This is a genomic window from Prevotella sp. TCVGH (genome assembly GCF_023522295.1).
Taxonomy (GTDB): domain Bacteria; phylum Bacteroidota; class Bacteroidia; order Bacteroidales; family Bacteroidaceae; genus Prevotella; species Prevotella timonensis.
The window spans coordinates 1-18,286 of the sequence record NZ_QFFX01000054.1; the positions used below are offsets into that span (position 1 = coordinate 1).

The 18,286-nt window shown below is 41.2% G+C and carries 19 protein-coding genes and 1 tRNA gene; 5 read left to right on the forward strand and 15 right to left on the reverse strand.

The window, feature by feature from the left end; all coding sequences use genetic code 11:
• Positions 1-377 precede the first annotated feature (377 nt).
• The 14 genes from DEM91_RS09655 to DEM91_RS09715 all read right to left on the reverse strand — a co-directional run bounded on the left by DEM91_RS09655 (position 378) and on the right by DEM91_RS09715 (position 11,838).
• Positions 378-1,349, reverse strand: coding sequence for a F0F1 ATP synthase subunit gamma (locus tag DEM91_RS09655; protein WP_195252282.1), 972 nt, complete (start codon positions 1,347-1,349; stop codon positions 378-380).
• Between the two features lie 2 nt (positions 1,350-1,351).
• Positions 1,352-2,941 carry a F0F1 ATP synthase subunit alpha gene (gene atpA, locus DEM91_RS09660; protein WP_195252283.1) on the reverse strand — a complete coding sequence of 530 codons (1,590 nt, stop codon included), beginning with the start codon at positions 2,939-2,941 and terminating at the stop codon, positions 1,352-1,354.
• Positions 2,942-2,958: 17 nt separating this feature from the next.
• Positions 2,959-3,495, reverse strand: a complete 537-nt coding sequence (locus DEM91_RS09665; protein ID WP_025072264.1) for a F0F1 ATP synthase subunit delta — start codon at positions 3,493-3,495, stop codon at positions 2,959-2,961.
• An 8-nt stretch (positions 3,496-3,503) separates the two neighbouring features.
• Positions 3,504-4,022: a F0F1 ATP synthase subunit B gene (atpF, locus tag DEM91_RS09670; RefSeq protein ID WP_195252284.1), complete on the reverse strand. Its 519-nt coding sequence runs from the start codon at positions 4,020-4,022 to the stop codon at positions 3,504-3,506.
• Positions 4,023-4,036: 14 nt separating this feature from the next.
• Entirely contained in the window at positions 4,037-4,279 is a 243-nt protein-coding gene (locus DEM91_RS09675) for an ATP synthase F0 subunit C (RefSeq protein WP_025072266.1), read from the reverse strand.
• Between the two features lie 48 nt (positions 4,280-4,327).
• Positions 4,328-5,374, reverse strand: a complete 1,047-nt coding sequence (gene atpB, locus DEM91_RS09680; protein WP_195252285.1) for a F0F1 ATP synthase subunit A — start codon at positions 5,372-5,374, stop codon at positions 4,328-4,330.
• Positions 5,375-5,395: 21 nt separating this feature from the next.
• The gene (locus tag DEM91_RS09685) at positions 5,396-5,806 is read right to left on the reverse strand and encodes a hypothetical protein (protein ID WP_195252286.1); all 411 of its coding nucleotides are present in this window, start codon (positions 5,804-5,806) and stop codon (positions 5,396-5,398) included.
• Positions 5,807-5,815: 9 nt separating this feature from the next.
• Complete coding sequence (gene atpC, locus DEM91_RS09690) at positions 5,816-6,058, reverse strand: ATP synthase F1 subunit epsilon (RefSeq protein WP_195252287.1); 243 nt, start codon at positions 6,056-6,058, stop codon at positions 5,816-5,818.
• Between the two features lie 31 nt (positions 6,059-6,089).
• On the reverse strand, positions 6,090-7,619 hold the full coding sequence (atpD, locus tag DEM91_RS09695; RefSeq protein WP_195252288.1) for a F0F1 ATP synthase subunit beta: 1,530 nt from the start codon (positions 7,617-7,619) through the stop codon (positions 6,090-6,092).
• Positions 7,620-7,779: 160 nt separating this feature from the next.
• On the reverse strand, positions 7,780-8,757 hold the full coding sequence (gene pfkA, locus DEM91_RS09700) for a 6-phosphofructokinase (RefSeq protein ID WP_195252289.1): 978 nt from the start codon (positions 8,755-8,757) through the stop codon (positions 7,780-7,782).
• A gap of 192 nt (positions 8,758-8,949) precedes the next feature.
• On the reverse strand, positions 8,950-9,966 hold the full coding sequence (locus tag DEM91_RS09705) for a glycosyltransferase family 2 protein (RefSeq protein WP_195252290.1): 1,017 nt from the start codon (positions 9,964-9,966) through the stop codon (positions 8,950-8,952).
• Positions 9,954-11,438 (reverse strand): oligosaccharide flippase family protein, encoded by a 1,485-nt coding sequence (locus DEM91_RS09710; protein ID WP_195252291.1) that lies wholly within the window; start codon positions 11,436-11,438, stop codon positions 9,954-9,956. The genes DEM91_RS09705 and DEM91_RS09710 overlap by 13 nt, the downstream gene beginning before the upstream one ends.
• Before the next feature lie 30 nt (positions 11,439-11,468).
• Positions 11,469-11,597: a hypothetical protein gene (locus tag DEM91_RS12580; protein WP_262893441.1), complete on the reverse strand. Its 129-nt coding sequence runs from the start codon at positions 11,595-11,597 to the stop codon at positions 11,469-11,471.
• Positions 11,598-11,765: 168 nt separating this feature from the next.
• Positions 11,766-11,838: transfer RNA gene (locus DEM91_RS09715), tRNA-Met, on the reverse strand.
• A gap of 273 nt (positions 11,839-12,111) precedes the next feature.
• On the opposite strand from DEM91_RS09715, the gene DEM91_RS09720 reads away from it, so the two are divergent.
• From DEM91_RS09720 to DEM91_RS09740, 5 genes are all read left to right on the forward strand, one after another.
• A complete protein-coding gene (locus DEM91_RS09720) occupies positions 12,112-12,705 on the forward strand; it encodes a TetR/AcrR family transcriptional regulator (RefSeq protein WP_036926119.1) in 594 nt (197 codons plus the stop codon).
• Between the two features lie 58 nt (positions 12,706-12,763).
• A complete protein-coding gene (gene fabG, locus DEM91_RS09725) occupies positions 12,764-13,516 on the forward strand; it encodes a 3-oxoacyl-[acyl-carrier-protein] reductase (protein ID WP_195252292.1) in 753 nt (250 codons plus the stop codon).
• A 239-nt stretch (positions 13,517-13,755) separates the two neighbouring features.
• The gene (locus tag DEM91_RS09730) at positions 13,756-14,436 is read left to right on the forward strand and encodes an RluA family pseudouridine synthase (protein ID WP_195252293.1); all 681 of its coding nucleotides are present in this window, start codon (positions 13,756-13,758) and stop codon (positions 14,434-14,436) included.
• A 10-nt stretch (positions 14,437-14,446) separates the two neighbouring features.
• A complete protein-coding gene (gene cmk, locus DEM91_RS09735; protein ID WP_195252294.1) occupies positions 14,447-15,154 on the forward strand; it encodes a (d)CMP kinase in 708 nt (235 codons plus the stop codon).
• 74 nt (positions 15,155-15,228) lie between these two features.
• Entirely contained in the window at positions 15,229-15,870 is a 642-nt protein-coding gene (locus DEM91_RS09740; RefSeq protein WP_195252295.1) for a DKNYY domain-containing protein, read from the forward strand.
• Positions 15,871-15,993: 123 nt separating this feature from the next.
• Here DEM91_RS09740 and DEM91_RS09745 read toward each other — a convergent pair whose 3' ends face one another.
• Positions 15,994-17,979, reverse strand: a complete 1,986-nt coding sequence (locus DEM91_RS09745) for a family 20 glycosylhydrolase (RefSeq protein WP_195252296.1) — start codon at positions 17,977-17,979, stop codon at positions 15,994-15,996.
• Positions 17,980-18,286 lie beyond the last annotated feature (307 nt).

Consider the following 18,286-nt stretch of genomic DNA (forward strand, 5'->3'; position numbering starts at 1 on the left):
CAAAAGGGCTGACACCTCGTGAGAAGTGTCAGCCCTAAATTATTTTGTTTAATAAAGTTTTACCGGACAGCAATAATAAAAAGAAGCCAAAAGATAACAAAACGTATTTCATAAACATTTGATGACTATGTGCGGTGGTAATTTATTGAACCAGCCTTAAGTACATGGTTACAGCTTGCTGTTACTTAATGTATTACCTGTTGAAAACTCACAATATCGTCAACCACAAGTCTTCAATCTCGGTTATGCTACGAAGGAGGACATAAAAAAAAGACCATATCTTACTTTGTTATTCAGTATGATATGATCTTTATGGGAAATCTAAAATAGGAGTAGGTGCTTCCCCCACGCACTCATTACCTCTCTCCTATTGATAACTAATTATTTATCGAGCCACCAACAATATCAAGCAACTCATTGGTAATCGCTTGCTGTCTACTCTTATTCAACTGTAAGTTTAAGGAGCTTAGCAACTCATCAGCGTTGTCTGTTGCTGTTTGCATTGCCACCATTCGGGCAGCATGTTCACTGGCAACACTATCTAACAAGGCGGTATAAAACATGAGATGCAACTGCTTGGGAATCAATGAACTTAACACAGTTCTAATATTTGGCTCAACAATAAAATCATCATTCAATGGCTTTGCTTCTTCTGCAGCTTTCTTGCTCACTGTCTTTTTATTCTTGCGCAAATATTCTTGCGCTTTGGCAGTTGCAAGATCCGAAGACAAGTCACGATCATTATCCACACCCACTTCTGTACTTAAATCGATGGGTAAGAATGTCTTGCGTTTTAGAATTTGTGTTCCAGCACTTTTGAAGTGATGATAAATGATTTCTACTTGGTCAAGCTCACCTTGCGCAAACTTCTTTGTGATTTCACGAGCTACCTTTTGACACTCATGGGCATTCGGTTTGTCCGCCAAATGATTAAAGTTTCCTGCAGGTGTAAATCCTAACTTCTTTACTTTATCAAAAACTTTCCTACCAATGGGATAGATCACAATATTATCTTTTCCCAAGTGGCGATACTCTTCGATAACCTGCATCATGAGTTTGAGAACATTGCCATTAAAACTACCGCACAAACTGCTATTCGAGGCAAAAACAACCAAAGCGACTCTTTTAATTTCTGAACGCTTTTTATCAAAAATAGTATCATTTTCGGGTGTCGAAGCCAAGAATGATTTAAGAATATGTTCCAACATATTTTCGTATGGAAGCATGTTCTCTATTTGAATTTGCGCATGATGAAGCTTACTCGACGAAACCATTTTCATGGCACTCGTAATCTTCCTTGTGTTCTTTACACTGGCAATGCGGGTTTTAATTTCTTTGAGTGATGGCATAATTATGAAGCTTGATACTGTGCAGTCACATCAGCCATTGTCGATTTTATCGTTTCAATGGCTTCGTCTGTTAGTTGACCTGAGGCTAAAGTTTTCAATACATCGGCATGTTTTGTCCTCATTGTTTCCAAGAAAGTGTCTTGACATTCACGAACACTATCAATTGGAACGTCAGCAAATAAGCCATTTACACCACAGTACATAATGGCAACTTGCTCGCCTATAGGCATGGGACTATACTGCGGCTGTATCAAAAGTTGGTTGTTTTTACGACCTCTATCCAATGTCATTGCAGTGACAGAATCCATATCACTTGAGAATTTAGAGAAAGCCTCTAACTCTCTGTATTGCGCCATGTCAATCTTCAATGTTCCTGCCACTTTCTTCATACTCTTGATTTGAGCGCTACCACCCACACGAGAAACCGAAATTCCTACATTAATAGCAGGTCGGAAACCTTGGTTAAACAGGTTGCTTTCCAAATAAATCTGTCCATCGGTAATAGAAATGACGTTGGTTGGAATGTAAGCAGAAACGTCACCAGCCTGAGTTTCTATAATAGGCAGTGCCGTCAGCGAACCACCTCCCTTGACATGTCCTTTCAGAGATTCTGGCAGATCGTTCATCATTTCAGCAACTTCTTGCTGGTCATTGATACGAGCAGCTCTTTCCAATAAGCGTGAGTGAAGATAGAACACATCTCCTGGATAAGCTTCACGCCCTGAAGGACGACGCAATATCAATGAGATTTCACGGTAGGCAACGGCCTGTTTGGAAAGGTCATCATATACCACCAAAGCAGATTCGCCTCGATCGCGGAAGTATTCACCGATAGCAGCTCCAGCAAATGGCGCATAATATTGCATTGCTGCAGGGTCAGCAGCTGTAGCTGATACTACAATAGTGTAAGGTAAAGCTCCATGTTCTTTAAGTGTTTGAACAAGATTGGCAACGGTGGATGCCTTTTGACCTATCGCTACATAGACACAATATACAGGCTTTCCTTCCTCGTAAAAACTCTTTTGGTTGATAATTGTATCCAGGGCAATGGCTGTTTTTCCTGTTTGTCTGTCACCAACAATCAGCTCTCTCTGTCCACGTCCAATAGGAATCATCGAGTCTACGGCTTTAATACCCGTCTGAAGTGGTTCTTTTACAGGTTGTCTATAAATAACACCAGGAGCCTTTCTCTCTAAAGGCATCTCGAAACTTTCGGTCAAATCAAGCTCTCCTAACCCATCGATAGCCTCACCCAGTGGATTGATAACGCGTCCAAGCATAGAATCGTTTACACGAATAGAGGCAATACGGTGGGTACGTTTTGCAGTCATACCTTCCTTAATGCCGGATGTAGGACCTAAGAGGATGCACCCTACATTGTCTTCCTCCAAGTTCATCACAATGGCCATCGTGCCGTTTTCAAACTCCAACAATTCATTGGCCTCAGCATTTCTCAATCCATAAAGTCTGGCAACGCCATCTCCCACATTGAGAACAGTACCTACTTCTTCAAATTTCAAATCTGTTTGAATGCCTTTCAACTGCTGAAGTAATACTTCTGATACTTCACTTGGTTTTATTTTATCTGACATTTTATGCTTTGTTTAAATTATTTTTTTAGCTGTTTCAGAATTTTGTTAAGCTTTGTTTGTACACTGGCATCCATCCTATACGAATCGTATTCAAGGATGAAACCACCGATGATATCTGGATTTACTTCTGACTGGAAATTAATTGTTCCCTTCGATTGGCTATGAACCACCGCTTCCATTCGCTTTTCGATATCTTCTGTAACAGCTGTAGCAGTAATCAATTTTCCGCTAATGATATGCTTCTGCTGACGATACAAAGTAATATAAGATGTGAAAATGTATTGCAAGATATTTTCTCGTCCTGCACTTAACACCAAGCGAATAAAATCTTTTGTTAGCTGTGTGGGATTTGTTCCACAAGCCAACTCAATCAGTTCCTGCTTCTTATCTTGATGCAGCATGGGATTGTCAATCGTTTGCCTCAAATCAGAGATGTGAGCATAGCTGTGACTGAGTGCCAGCATCTCTTGAAATACGTTGTCCTCTACATGCTTTTCAAGTGCACATTTGAGCAATGCACGAGCATATCTAACAGATATTACGCCTGTGTTCATCTTATCTTCTATGCTTGGTTCTTTTCAACCGATATATCATTCAGTAACTTGTTAATCAACTCCATCTGGCTATCTTTGGAAGCAAGTTCTTCACGAATAACCTTTTCTGCTATTTGAACAGAAAGTTCAGCGACCTGAGAACGAATATCTCGAATGACATTTTGTTTCTCAATGTCTATTTCTGTTCGTGCTTCACTGATTAGACGAGAACTTTCATCCTTTGCCTTCACATGTGCTTTCTCCACAATAGAGTCTCGAGTAGCAGCAGCTTCTTTTAACATAACCGCTTGCTTTTCACGAGCATCATGAAGAATTGCATCTCCTTCTTGTTGAATTTTGGCTAAACGTTCAGAGGCCTCATGTGCTTTACGAAGACTGTCGTCAATATAGGATTTACGTTTTTCCACCATATTGATGATGACAGGAAAACCGTATTTCGAAAGTACAAAAAAGACCACCAAGAAAGCCAAGAACATCCAAAAGAGGAGTCCAAGATCAGGAGTTAATATTGATGGTAAATTCTCCATTCTATGATAGTTTATTATTTAATAAGGAAAGCACAAGCTGCAATTGCGAAGAGCGCACATCCCTCAATGAAGGCAGATGTTAAAATCATGTTTGATGTAATCTTACCCGTTGCTTCTGGTTGACGAGCAATGGCATCCATGGCATTACCACCAATTCTACCAATACCGATACCTGCACCGACTGTTGCAATACCTGCACCAATTCCACAGCCAAGCTGTGCTAATCCTTCTGCTGCTAATAATGTTGAAATCATCATAATTCGTTTATTTATTGTTATTAATTTTAGAAATCTATTCTATAAAATTTATATGGATGCTTCTGGTTCTGGATGTGCTAACCCAATGAACACAGCACTAAGCATCGTAAAGACATAAGCCTGAATAAAAGCCACTAACACTTCCAGTAGATTCATGAAAAGAAGCATCACCGCACTAAAGAAATTCAACCCTAAGCCATATCCTACCCCCATGCTCCAACCTAAGAAGATGACACAGGTAAAACTAAGAATCACAGCATGACCTGCCATCATATTGGCAAAGAGACGAATCATCAGTGCAAAGGGCTTCGTGAAAACACCAAATAATTCGATAACAGGCATCAGTGGTACGGGTACTTTTAGGAACAGTGGTACGTGAGGCCAAAAAATATCTTTCCAATATTCTTTGGAGCCAAAGCAATTGATGGCTATCATCGAACAAACAGCTAAAAATAGCGTAATGTTGATATTTCCCGTAATATTTGTACCACCTGGGAATATAGGAATTAAGCCTATGAGATTACAAGTTAAAATAAAGAAGAATACCGTTAATAGATAGGGCGCAAATCGTTGATAGTTCTTTTCTCCTACAGAGGGACGAATCAAGTCGTCATGAATTGTCATCACAAGCATCTCCATGACTCCTACAAAGCCTTTAGGTGTTTCCGTTTTTTCATCGGCATTCTTATACCATTTGGCACAACTTAAAAATACCAAAATCAGAATAGCAACGACAATCCAAATTTGTACAACAACCTTTGTAATACTTAAATCAATAGGACGAGCAGTTTCTCCGTTGCCTACATGTTCGTAAATTTTTCCGTGATGTTCGTCATCGAAAAAGAACTGTTGTGGTAAATTCTTTGCCGTTCCCACATACCATTCACCTGTCGTTTCACTTCTAACAATAATAGGCAATGGTAAGCTGAGATGCTTACCCTCGAAAGTAGCAATGTGCCATTCATAAGAATCAGACAAATGTTCCAGCACTATCTCTGGAATATTCAAAGCCTCCCCCTCTGAATTACTGGCCATTAATTGAACAGGTGCCAGTAATAAAGATAAGCAAAAGAGTATCGTTCTTATTTTTTTCATCCTTTATTCAACGTTATCGTGTCATTTAGTTTCACTTGATTGCGCCTTACTTTTAGCAATGAAGAACAATGAGTGATGTATCAAAATAGTCAAATAGTAACTCATGAAAGTCAGACATGATACCAAAATGGTCGCTCTCTCCATCACGAGGAAGAAAACAAACATCACTCCGATTGCAGCAAGCGTTCTAACACTTGATACTGCCATAAAGAATGTTGGAAGATAGTCTGCCTGTTTTTGAGCAATCCTACTCCACACTAAGATATCAGCCAATTCAATTATCAAGGCAAAAGTCAACCCCACAATGAGTGGTGTAACCATATGGTCAACTTCCCCTATTTTCATTATCAAGACACCAATCAAAGTTAATGCTGTTAACAGCAAGAAGCTTTGTGTCATGTAACGTTTCTTAATTTGCTTAATATCATTCATCCTCTGTGGCTATAGTTCAACACATAAACTAATTACATTCTTTTGTACCTCAACAAATCCACTCTCTATTTCTAACTGCTTAAGCTCTCCCGTCGCTATTTCATAGCTCACCGTTCCGGACTCAAGAGAAGAGATGATGGGCGCATGATTCACTAAAATTTCAAACTCTCCAAGAGTTCCTGGGACAGTTACACGATTAACTTCACCGTCAAATATTCTTTTTTCTGGAGATATAATTTTTAGTCGAAGCATTATTGTTGGTCGCTTTTATAGTTTCTATATGTTAGCTTTTGGCTGCAGCGAGCAGCTTCTTGCCTTTCTCAATAGCATCTTCTATTGTTCCTACATTCATGAATGCTTGTTCTGGAAGATCATCTACTTCACCATCAAGAATCATATTAAATCCTTTAATGGTATCTTCTATCGGAACCATTACTCCCTTTAAGCCTGTAAACTGCTCTGCGACAGTAAAGGGTTGTGAGAGGAAACGCTGTACACGGCGTGCACGATTCACAATCTGTTTATCTTCATCGGACAACTCATCCATACCCAAAATAGCGATAATGTCCTGTAACTCTTGGTAGTGCTGGAGTATCTGTTTTACTCTTTGTGCACAATTATAGTGTTCCTTGCCCACAATCAATGGATCCAAAATACGAGAAGTCGAACCTAATGGGTCGACAGCTGGATAAATACCCAACTCCGTAATCTTTCTACTGAGTTCAGTAGTAGCATCCAAGTGTGTAAAAGTGGTCGCAGGAGCAGGGTCTGTCAAGTCGTCCGCAGGAACATACACCGCCTGCACAGATGTAATAGACCCGTTTTTAGTAGAAGTAATACGCTCTTGCATCGTTCCCATTTCAGATGCTAAAGTAGGTTGGTATCCTACAGCTGAAGGCATACGCCCTAATAAGGCAGAAACTTCTGAACCTGCTTGAGTAAAACGGAAGATATTATCAATAAAGAACATGATATCTCCCCCTTGTCCATCTTCATTTACTCCTCTATCACGAAACTCTTCTGCAACGGTCAGACCTGATAAGGCTACCGACGCACGAGCTCCTGGTGGTTCGTTCATTTGACCATATACCAAGGTGGCTTGCGACTTCTGTAGTTCTTTTGGGTCAACTAAAGACAGATCCCACTTGCCATCTTCCATTGCTTTCTTAAATTTTTCGCCATAGCGGATAACGCCTGAATCAATCATATCTCGAATCAAGTCGTTACCTTCACGGGTTCGTTCACCAACGCCTGCAAACACAGAATAGCCATTATGTCCTTTCGCAATGTTGTTAATCAACTCCATAATGAGGACGGTCTTTCCTACACCAGCACCACCGAACAAACCAATTTTTCCACCTTTCATATAAGGCTCTAACAAGTCAATCACTTTGATACCAGTGGCCAACATTTCCTTATGCGTGGACAAATCTTCAAAAACAGGTGGCTGCCTATGAATTGGATAAGGATTCTCCTTCGACAGTTGTTCCATTCCGTCAATAGCTTCCCCTATAACATTCATCATTCTGCCTTTTATCTGATCTCCTGATGGCATGGTTATCGGACTACCTGTTGCAATCACTTCCAAGCCACGTCTCAAGCCGTCTGTGTTATCCATGGCTACACAGCGAACCGTGTCCTCGCCAATGTGCTGTTGTGTTTCAATCACCAAATCGCTACCGTCTTCACGTTTTACGATCAGCGCATCGTATATTTTGGGTAAGACAGACTCTGGATCTTGACCTTTCGTATCAAAATAAACATCAATAACAGGTCCAATAATCTGGGAAATATGTCCATTCACTTGTGACATAACTTTTTTATATTTATATGAAACTATTTTCTAAAAATAAAAAAACTTTAGCTGTGCAAATATACAAAAATACTTTGATTGCTTACTTGTACAATTATTATATTAACAGAACTGTTTGTTATATTAACATATTTTAGACCTCATACCTTAGATTACCTTTTTAGATACTCAATTCGTCAAGCACTTTGATGAGCTTTTTATCAAAGGGCTTATCGCTCCGAATAGCCTCGGTCAATGGTATATAATCTATTTCGTTGTTCTTAATACCAATCATAATGTTGCGCTGTCCCTGCATAATTGCTTCTACTGCGCCAACGCCTGTTCTGCTGGCTAAGATTCTATCGTGTGCCGATGGTCTTCCTCCACGCTGCAGATGTCCTAAGATAGATACACGTACATCGTAACCGGGGAACTCTTTTTTCACACGATCGGCATAATACAATGCACCACACTTTGGACTCTCACTGACAATGACAATGCAAGAACGCTTAGATTTACGAATACCTCGTTCCATGAAATGCCCCAGCTGGTCTACATCAGTGCTGTCTTCAGGAATAATAGCTGCTTCTGCACCTGAAGCAATGGCACTATTTTGAGCTAAAAATCCTGCATCGCGCCCCATTACTTCAACAAAGAAAATGCGCTCATGACTCTGCGCTGTGTCCCGAATTCGGTCTACACACTCTACAATGGTATTCAACGTAGTATCGTAACCGATGGTAGAATCGGTTCCATAGAGGTCATTATCAATAGTACCAGGAAGTCCAATACAACGAACGTCATATTCTCTTGCAAATTCAATTGCACCACGCAACGATCCATTACCACCTATTACTACCAAAGCACCGATAGAATGCTTCTGAATATTCTCATAAGCCTTCTTTCTTCCTTCGGGTGTTAAAAAATCCAAAGAACGAGCTGTTTTTAAGATAGTACCTCCAGACATGATGATGCCGCTCACATTTTCGGTCGTGAAATCTTTGATTTCATCGTTTATCAATCCATCATAACCTTTATAGATGCCTTTTATCTTAAAACCATTACAGATACCAGCACGCGTTACCGCACGTATGGCTGCATTCATACCCGGAGCATCTCCACCAGAAGTTAAAATACCAATTGTTGTAATCTGCTTCATATATTCGATTTTCTTTGTCAAATCCCAATGAGGGGAAATCTATAGAATAGTTCTTAACATCTATATAACTATAGTGCTCTCTAAAAACTTCACAAAGGTAATAAATATAATGTGAATTGGGCAAAACATTTATATGAAAATTCTTTGAAGACTTTATTTGGTAGCTCTTTTTATGCCAGTGCTTGGGATGTTTCACTGATTCTTAGACTGCTGAATACCCTTGCGAAAAATAGACCTAAGGGTAAAATAGAATTCTTCTTGGATTCTGAACATCCTCCATGAAAAGCGTAGCGGCATATATCCGAATTTATATTTTAACCTTTTATATAACCTGTGTACCTCAATACCACTCCATACTCGATGAAGTTCACGCATGCCCATCGCAGAATCCTCGGGAGAAAGCTGTTTTCTGTAGGAATAATGAAAATAATATAAATCTATCAATACCAGCCAGCGCACATTTTCATAAGTCGTTAATACATCATCGCTTACATCAAACTGTATCAATTGCTTCTTCATACTTTCGTTGGCACGAAGATAATCAAACCTGCTCCCACTAATCGCACGTGTTACCGAGTGGGGATTGTAGTGGTAGTAGTACTCTCCATGACAACAACTCACTTGCTTAGAAAACAAATAATGCAGTCGTGTACTGTTGTCATCACTGTAGGTCTTACACGTGTCATCGTACGGGAATTGTTTGAAAAGGGAAGTTTTCGCAGCATAAACGCCATGAATTTTCCACGTCAAGCTGTCTTTGAATGCCTCCTGTCCAGACCTTTCTTCAAAAAAATCCATGTCATATTCCTGCGCCGTTGAATTGCCTTCTCCAAGGGTGAGTAGCTTGAAAAGCACACAGTCTACTTGTGGAAGCTTTTCAAAAACCTGTAAAGCCTGTTCCAAGGCATCGGGTGCAAAAGTATCATCGCAATCTAAAAACGTGGTGTAACGAGCGTTGATAAGTTTAATTCCTTCGTTGCGGGCATGTGCTGCTCCATAGTTTTGACTTAGATGAAGAATCTCAATTCGCTGGTCTATAGCTGCATACGACTGTAATATTTCCCAAGAATTGTCTGTAGAACCGTCGTCTATACAAATCACTTGAATATCTTTGAGGGTTTGTTGCAGCAACGAGTCCAAGCATCTTTTCAGATACTCGCTACCATTATAAACCGCCACCAATATGGCAAATGATGCTATTTTTTCCATACTCGTGATTTTAGACGTGTCCATAAATCGGTCTTTTTTCTCAATATGCGCAAAGACACCCACAGGCTCAACAGGACAAGCACTACGCCCCCACCCCAATACAACCAGCCATGGGTTGACAACACCAAGCCGTAAGTCACCAAGCCAAACACGAGTTGGATGCCTAAATATTGCCACACCGAATTGGATATATTATATTGGTAGGTGTTGTGCATAAAATAAAATAGCATTAAAAAATCCAATGCTGATACCAAGGTGATTGCGATTCCTGCGCCTAATAACTCATAATAGTGGAATCCTGCAATGACAGCCAGCACCAGGACAACATCGTAGATAGCCTCTACGAGGAGGTACAGCCTTGAATTACCTTTTGCCAACGGAATGTAAGCAATAGGTAGTTTGACAGCTCGCCAATACATCGCCAGCACCAAGGTCTGCACCATGACTTGAAGCGACACAAACTCTCGACTATACAGCAGCGGCAACAACACCGGTACACTTACCATGAACACCACCAACATAGGCGAAATGAGCAACAATGATACTTCTATCTGACTGTTGACCGTTTCGTTCAACTGCGCGCCTGTGTGCTTGATGGACGACAAGCGTGGGAAGAAATCGGTTTCCATGGCAGAAAACACCAAACCCGCATACGTCATTGTCATCATATAAGCTGCATTAAACAGTCCAACGGTCTCTACCGATCCCAGTACATTAAGGTAGCGACGTATCAGAAAATCGGCACCGCTTCCTAAAATACCTGCCAGCACAAAAGCCACTCCAATCTTGAGCATAGGACTTCCCTGCAACAACAATGTTTTGTTCCAGTTAAAATGTATAGCGTATTGTCTATGAGAGTAATAAATAGTGAGCAGCATTTGTGTCAAAGCAACAATGATGAGTGAAGGAACAATAGCAGCCTGACGCCAGATGTAGAACAATGGAATGGAGGTAATCAATGCGCCTACGATGTTGAGAAAAGAGATTTTCGCTAACGATTTGAGTTGTCGTAAGGCTTTCAAAATGGCCAATTCTCCCCCCGTCACTGCCATTAGGAATACCACTATCGACAGCAAAACAAAATGCAAAGAGTGGTCGCCCCAGCCAAAAACCCACCGACTGAGTATAGGACTTATCACCATGCACACCGCCATACCCAACAGAGCCGTCAACATGCTCAACAGTCTCACACTGTCAATACAACGTCTCATGTAGGTCTCGTCGTGCTGTTCGAAAGCAGCAGACAGTTCCCTGACGGCACTCATGCTTAATCCAAAATTAGTGGAGTCGCTAATCAGTTTGGTTGTGGAATTGAAGAGCGACATCAGTCCCATTCCCTCGGCACCGAGAAGAAGAGCCACCAACTTATTGCGAACAATGCCTACCAAGATGCCAAGACCTTGTACACCGCCAAACAGACCAGTGTATTTTAAAATATGGGTATAGGTTTTGTTGCGATTCTCATTTGTCATCTATGAATGAACGAATAAAAGTAAATTTTATTACGTCTTTCCCTTAAAAACCTTAGGCGTCTCAACTCCTGTGGTGTTTCCTACCGCCGAGGTGACAATGACAACGAACCGATAGGCAGAGGCAACTATCAGCGAACGCTGGGAGCATCCTATTCGCACAAGTCTTGCTATTTCCTGCTGGTGAGTTAGAGATTTTCTAAAAAAGACATGCTTTTACATTGTTCGCTCACGCAACCAATGTGACCCGAAAATCGTCCGAATTTCGTCCGACCTTTTTACTGCAAACGCTCGGAAATCCCCTGTACAAAGGACTTCCGAGCGTAATAGTTGCGGAGACATGACTCGAACATGTGACCTCCAGGTTATGAGCCTGGCGAGCTACCAACTGCTCCACTCCGCGATGTTATTTCTTATTTGCGGTTGCAAAGGTAAGACTTTTTTCTTAAAAACCAAAATATTTTTATACTTAATTTGAAAAAACATGTTCAAAAAGACAATAACAGTTGGCCATTCCTATCTGTAATAAGCAATTATTCATCAATTCAAATCTTCCATAAAATATTTAGTGCGCTCGTATTTTTTTGATAAATATGCTTGCATCGGTCAAATAAAAAATATACATTTGCACATGGTACGACTGATGTGCAACGATAAAAATAAGGAGGAAATACGAATGTCTATTTCAAAAACGCGACAAATATTGGTAGATGTAGCACGCAAATTATTTGCTAAAAATGGTGTAGCCAATACAACGATGAACGACATTGCGATGACCTCTGGAAAAGGAAGACGGACGCTCTATACCTATTTTAGTAGTAAAGAAGAAGTATTTTATGCGGTCATCGAGTCGGAACTTGAACGATTGAGCGACAAGTTAGATGAGGTTGCTACTAAGAAGATAGCACCGCAAGACAAGATTATCGAACTGATTTATACGCATCTTAGCATGATTCGCGAAACAGTGGTGCGAAACGGCAACTTGCGAGCCGAGTTCTTTCGTAACATTTGGATGGTAGAAAAGGTAAGAAAAAAGTTCGACGCTGACGAAATAGACTTGTTTCGTAGAGTGTACTCGCAGGGAAGAGCAGATGGCGATTTCGATATTGATAATGTGAATTTGATTGCTGAAATTACACATTATTGTATTAAAGGACTTGAAGTTCCATTCATTTATGGACGTTTGGGGCATGGTCTTACCGAAGAGAGCAGCAAACCTTTGGTTGCAAAAATGGTTTATGGAGCTTTGGGAAAGAACAATTCTAAATAAACAACATCAATATTTTTTTGATATCATTCTATTAATTTTAATTATACACTTAAAAAATATGGGACTTTTAACAGGAAAGACAGCCATCGTTACTGGGGCTGCACGTGGCATAGGAAAAGCCATCGCTATGCGTTTTGCACAAGAAGGTGCGAATATTGCCTTTACCGATTTAGTTATTGACGACGAACATGGAGGTAAGGAGACAGAACGTGAATTATCTGCTTTGGGTGTCAAGGCAAAGGGCTATGCTGGCAATGCTGCAGATTTTAACAATACTGCCGAATTGGTAGCGCAAATAAAGGAGGATTTTGGTTCTGTTGATATATTGGTGAACAATGCTGGCATCACCAAAGATGGTCTGATGTTGCGCATGACCGAGGCACAATGGGACGCTGTTATCAACGTCAATCTAAAGAGTGCGTTCAATTTTATACACGCATGTGTACCTATTATGATGCGTCAACGTCAAGGGTCTATCATCAATATGGCATCGGTAGTAGGCGTACATGGTAACGCTGGACAAGCTAACTATGCTGCCTCTAAGGCTGGTATGATTGCTTTGGCTAAATCGGTAGGACAGGAAATGGGTCCCAAGGGAATACGTGCAAATGCCATTGCGCCAGGCTTCATCGATACAGCGATGACCCAGGCATTGCCCGACAATATTCGCAAAGAGTGGATTTCAAAGATTCCATTACGTCGTGGTGGAACGGTTGAAGACATTGCCAGTTGCGCCTTGTTCTTAGCCTCCGACCTTTCAAGCTACATCAGTGGCCAGGTTATTCAGATTGACGGGGGGATGAATATGTAACAGTTAGTTTTTGAGTTTTTGAGTTTTTAAGTTCTTGAGTTAAATGATTAGCTTTTTGAATAGGGTGATAAGCTTATTGAAAACCTAAGATATGCCTCAAACAGCTTGTCAAAATGAAAGCTAATTGATAAACTTAAAAACTTAAAGACGTTAGATATACCTCAAACAGCTTGTCAAAATGAAAGCTAATTGATAAACTTAAAAACTTAAAAACTCAGAAACTCATAAACTTAAAATCCATGCTCCCTCTTTACGAAGACAATCACATCATTATTGTCTCTAAACGTAGTGGCGAAATCGTCCAAGGTGACAAGACGGGCGACCTGCCGTTATCAGAGACCGTAAAACAGTACATCAAAGAGAAATACCAAAAACCAGGAAATGTTTTTCTGGGGGTGGTACATCGATTGGACCGTCCTGTTTGGGGACTTGTTGTCTTTGCCAAAACCTCTAAAGCACTCACACGACTGAATAAAATGTTTAGAGAGGGCGAAGTGCATAAAACCTATTGGGCGATTACCAAAGAGGCACCACCTGCAGAAGAAGGTGTGTTAACCGATTGGCTGGTGCGCAATGAGCGGCAGAACAAGAGCTATGTGCAATCGCAAGAGACACCAAATGCTAAAAAGGCGGTATTGAAATACAAAGTGATTGCTCATTCAGACCATTATCATTTGTTAGAAGTTCAATTAATGACGGGGCGGCATCATCAAATAAGATGCCAGTTGGCAAATATGGGATGTCCTATCAAAGGCGACCTTAAATATGGTGCCAAGCGAAGCAATCCCGATGGAAGCATTTGTTTGCTGGCTCGTAGTATTGCCTTTGTGCATCCCGTTTCAAAAGAGAATATTGTGGTTGAAGCACCTCTCCCACCCCAAGATCGTCTATGGGAGGCATTGGCATCAGCCGTTATTTGATGAATTATATATGAAAAAAATTGTGATAGCCATCGATGGGTTCTCATCGTGTGGCAAGAGTACGATGGCGAAAGATTTGGCTCGCCAGTTAGGTTATATATACGTAGACACTGGTGCGATGTATCGTGCCGTAACTCTCTACGCCCTGCGCCATCATTTGTTTTTAGAAAATGGTGCCGTGAATGAGCCTGAGTTACAACAGCACATGCCAAATATTCACATCTCATTCAAATTGAATCCTGCGACTTCAAAGCCCGACACTTACCTTAATGACGAAAGTGTAGAGCAAGAAATACGTTCTATGCGTGTGAGTGAACACGTCAGCAAGATAGCTGCTATCCCATTTGTCCGAACAGCCTTGGTTGCACAACAGCAACAAATGGGGAAAGATAAAGGTATTGTCATGGATGGTCGCGACATAGGAACCGTAGTCTTTCCTGATGCCGAACTGAAGATATTTGTCACAGCTTCTGCCGAAGTTCGTGCCCAACGTCGATTTGACGAGTTGCAACAAAAAGGAATGCCAGCGCAATACGATGACATTTTGAAGAATGTGCAAGAACGTGATTATATCGACTCGCATCGCCAAGTGTCCCCTCTTTGTAAGGCGAAAGATGCAATAGAGTTAGATAACAGTCATCTCACGATCCCCGAACAACAACAGTGGCTCGTTCAAAAAGTGAATGAAGTGCTCCAACAATCTTCTGAAATGGGATAACTGTTTTAACGGATTTTTCCAAAAACAAGCGTTATATATTGGTTTTCTTTCAAGGATTTTATTTCAAACAACCTATGACAAACAAAATTTTCTCTTTTAATTCCTCTTTTCGGCTTTTGCTTGCAGCGGTATGTCTCATGTTTGCTCTTCAGGTAAGTTCGCAACGTCGACACACCGATTATCAAGTGATAGAAAATGTTGTACTTTACCGTGGGACTCCTTTGCTGACCGCTGATCCCTATTCGTTTGTAGACTTAGGCTACGGCTATGCCAAGGATACTAACCATGTTTATTATCTTGGCGAGGTGTTGAAATATGTAGACCCTTATACGTTTAGGTTGAAACGAATGTCTCCTCATGACGGTTACCGTCCTTATGATTCGCCATTTTACCACTCACGTGGATATAAAATCATGTCGAATGTAGTATTATTCAATGGTCATAAAGTGTATGACGCCTCCGTAAATAGTTTCCGTGATTTGGGTGGCGGTTATGCCAAAGACGCTTTCAACGTATATTTTATGGGTGAAAAGATGTCTGGAGGCAGCACTCATTCTTTTCAGTATTTAGGAGATGGCTATGCCAAGGATTCTTTTGATGTTTATTTCTTAGGCCGTAAGGTTAACGGTGCCAGTGCTAACTCCTTTAGAATCGTAGGAGAGGGTTATGCCGAAGACACCTTTAACACGTTCTATCAAGGGCAGAAAATCAATTGAGAAGACGAGCAAACTTCTTTCCTCGGCAGTCCATAGGGCAAGGATTACATACGAAAGAACAAAGAAAAATCCTCAAGTATAAGGCTATCGAACAAATTTCCTACACTTCATCTTAACATCCTCTCAGTGGCGTATAGGCAGCAAGTGATTGTCCGTGTTTCCACCCTTGTGGGGATCGTATTTGATTCCAGGCAGAGCTTTAGTGCCTTGCTTGTTGGTAATGACAAACGTAAACATCCATTTATCAAGTCTAATACCGTCTGCGTCAGTGTTGGGCAACACCATCACCACCTTATTCCATCCCTTGTGCAGTTGCAAAATAAGCGGTGGTCTGGCAGTTAGGTTTTCGTTGCCCATGGGTGTTTCGTTAACTATACGTTTCCCTGCATGTGTCCAAAGTAGTGGTTGTAATTCTTTGTCGTTCCAGTATATCACCGACCCCTTTCTGTCCCACTTGCCATCTTCGGGTGCTACGTCTTGCTCTGATCTACTATAGTTTTGCAACTCTACCAATGCGCCTGCTGTTTGTCTTTTTGGTGAGTACACATACGTCCATACATAGGCTGTGTCGTTGGAGTTTTTATCGTCGTATATGGCTGGTACCGTTTTTCGCCAAGTGTGGTTCAGATAGATACCTGCCCCTGTTACCACCTGCTCATCAATGGGTTGGTTGTCCGATAGCGAGCTTGCTATTGCCCAGCGCACATTGGTTTGCCGCACATAGGGAATGGGCTCGTTCCTCAGACAATGGTGTTTATGAAAGAGAAACCGTGTCTCCCAATCGCTAAAGTCTTCCAACTCATCTCCTGTATTGGGCAGCATCGTTCCGCCTTGTTCTATGTATTGCTTGCCTCCGCCCTGCCATGCCCTTGATGCCGATGCGATGACACTGGCGTAAAAATTGTTATACTTCAAGATATTGCACTCGCCTTCTATCTTGTGATCATTCCATGTGGCACAAATCTCGCCAGCTACTTCTGGTGACCCTTTTTGCTGATAATAAATATTACTTTTGTAAATACCAACGATGTCAGCAAATACGTCGAAGTGGTTGATGTAGTTGTACCGACAGTCAATATTCGGGATGTTTGCAACCAGCCTTCCTGCGGTACTCCATAGTTGAACCATGTCGGCTTGTGCAAATCCTGCCTGATTGGGTATCCATACCATAGCATTCTTACCAAGCTTCCTCACCCAGTTGGTCATCGTCTGCAAAAAGTCTGGGTAGGTTATAGGTTGCTCGTCGCCACCTATATGAATATATGGAGCATGCGGGAAGCATTCTACGAGTTCTTTCAAGATGATTTTCAGTTCAGCCACCCCTTGGTCTGTTTGCATACTGTGTCCCATGGCACGTACAAAGGCTTCACTGTGTCCAGGCATATCAACCTCTGGAATAATCTTCACACCGTAACGCAACGCATAACTTTCTAAGTCGCGACACTGCTGTTGTGTATAATATTGTCCAGGAAAACGGGTCATAGCACTACTGGCAGTGAGTTGCGGAAAAGCCTTTACCTCAAATCTCCAAGCTTGGTTCTCCGTGAGATGCCAATGGAAAGTATTCACCTTGAAATGGGCGAGCAACCTTATTTGTTTCTTCAGCTCATCGATTGAGATGAACGATCTTCCCACGTCGTGCATGAATCCTCGTAGTTTGAAAGCAGGATAGTCGATAATATCAACCGCCTCAAGGCATGGCGTGGAGCTATAACCCTCTGCCAACATCTCGAGAGTCTGCGTCGCACGGATGACACCGACAGGCGACACCGCCTTTATTTCTATGGTGTTGGGGTGAATGGTCAGCCTGTATGCTTCGTTTTCATATCCCGCAAGTTGGTAGTCTTCGGTGCCTTCTATGCGGTCTGTCAGGTTCACCACCACTTTCGCGCGGGCGTTTTGCTTGATGGTGCACCCATGTTCAGTGAAGAATTCTTTTAGGATGAGGGTATTTGAACTGTCGCCTATCTGTATGGCACCTGACAGCCTGAACCCGTTGGTATTAAGTTTTTTCGCAAACTTGGCACGAGGCAAAAGGTCTTTGAGCTTGGCATCCATTGTATTGGATGTAATGACGAATGTAAGCAATAATAGAATGAAACGTTTCATCTGTACCTTTCTTTAATTCTAATGTAATCGTTTGAAAATGAGAGAGCTAATCAACTTAACATTTCTTGTGAAATTTATTTGAGTAGCTGGTCATTATACTTTACATTAGACTAAACATCAAGTAAATGACAGTAGAACTACTCAACCAATATACGGAAATTTGCAGAGTTGCTATCAAAAACTCATCTGCAAAATTAGGCAAAACTTTCGAGAATCTACTCTTGGAAATAATCTTCTATGTTGCTTTCCAAATAATTGGAAAATATTTGTAATTTATTAACTGTTCATTATCATTCACTTAGCGTGA

What these genes read in the sequence shown, in the direction of transcription:
- DEM91_RS09705 (WP_195252290.1), bottom strand. Translation starts at nt 9,966, where the DNA reads ATGGAAAAAATAGCATCATTTGCCATATTGGTGGCGGTTTATAATGGT.
- DEM91_RS09710 (WP_195252291.1), bottom strand. Translation starts at nt 11,438, where the DNA reads ATGACAAATGAGAATCGCAACAAAACCTATACCCATATTTTAAAATAC.
- DEM91_RS09685 (WP_195252286.1), bottom strand. Translation starts at nt 5,806, where the DNA reads ATGAATGATATTAAGCAAATTAAGAAACGTTACATGACACAAAGCTTC.
- atpD (WP_195252288.1), bottom strand. Translation starts at nt 7,619, where the DNA reads ATGTCACAAGTGAATGGACATATTTCCCAGATTATTGGACCTGTTATT.
- DEM91_RS09740 (WP_195252295.1), top strand. Translation starts at nt 15,229, where the DNA reads ATGACAAACAAAATTTTCTCTTTTAATTCCTCTTTTCGGCTTTTGCTT.
- DEM91_RS09655 (WP_195252282.1), bottom strand. Translation starts at nt 1,349, where the DNA reads ATGCCATCACTCAAAGAAATTAAAACCCGCATTGCCAGTGTAAAGAAC.
- atpC (WP_195252287.1), bottom strand. Translation starts at nt 6,058, where the DNA reads ATGCTTCGACTAAAAATTATATCTCCAGAAAAAAGAATATTTGACGGT.
- fabG (WP_195252292.1), top strand. Translation starts at nt 12,764, where the DNA reads ATGGGACTTTTAACAGGAAAGACAGCCATCGTTACTGGGGCTGCACGT.
- atpA (WP_195252283.1), bottom strand. Translation starts at nt 2,941, where the DNA reads ATGTCAGATAAAATAAAACCAAGTGAAGTATCAGAAGTATTACTTCAG.
- cmk (WP_195252294.1), top strand. Translation starts at nt 14,447, where the DNA reads ATGAAAAAAATTGTGATAGCCATCGATGGGTTCTCATCGTGTGGCAAG.
- DEM91_RS09730 (WP_195252293.1), top strand. Translation starts at nt 13,756, where the DNA reads ATGCTCCCTCTTTACGAAGACAATCACATCATTATTGTCTCTAAACGT.
- DEM91_RS09745 (WP_195252296.1), bottom strand. Translation starts at nt 17,979, where the DNA reads ATGAAACGTTTCATTCTATTATTGCTTACATTCGTCATTACATCCAAT.
- pfkA (WP_195252289.1), bottom strand. Translation starts at nt 8,757, where the DNA reads ATGAAGCAGATTACAACAATTGGTATTTTAACTTCTGGTGGAGATGCT.
- DEM91_RS09720 (WP_036926119.1), top strand. Translation starts at nt 12,112, where the DNA reads ATGTCTATTTCAAAAACGCGACAAATATTGGTAGATGTAGCACGCAAA.
- atpF (WP_195252284.1), bottom strand. Translation starts at nt 4,022, where the DNA reads ATGGAGAATTTACCATCAATATTAACTCCTGATCTTGGACTCCTCTTT.
- atpB (WP_195252285.1), bottom strand. Translation starts at nt 5,374, where the DNA reads ATGAAAAAAATAAGAACGATACTCTTTTGCTTATCTTTATTACTGGCA.
- DEM91_RS09675 (WP_025072266.1), bottom strand. Translation starts at nt 4,279, where the DNA reads ATGATGATTTCAACATTATTAGCAGCAGAAGGATTAGCACAGCTTGGC.
- DEM91_RS09665 (WP_025072264.1), bottom strand. Translation starts at nt 3,495, where the DNA reads ATGAACACAGGCGTAATATCTGTTAGATATGCTCGTGCATTGCTCAAA.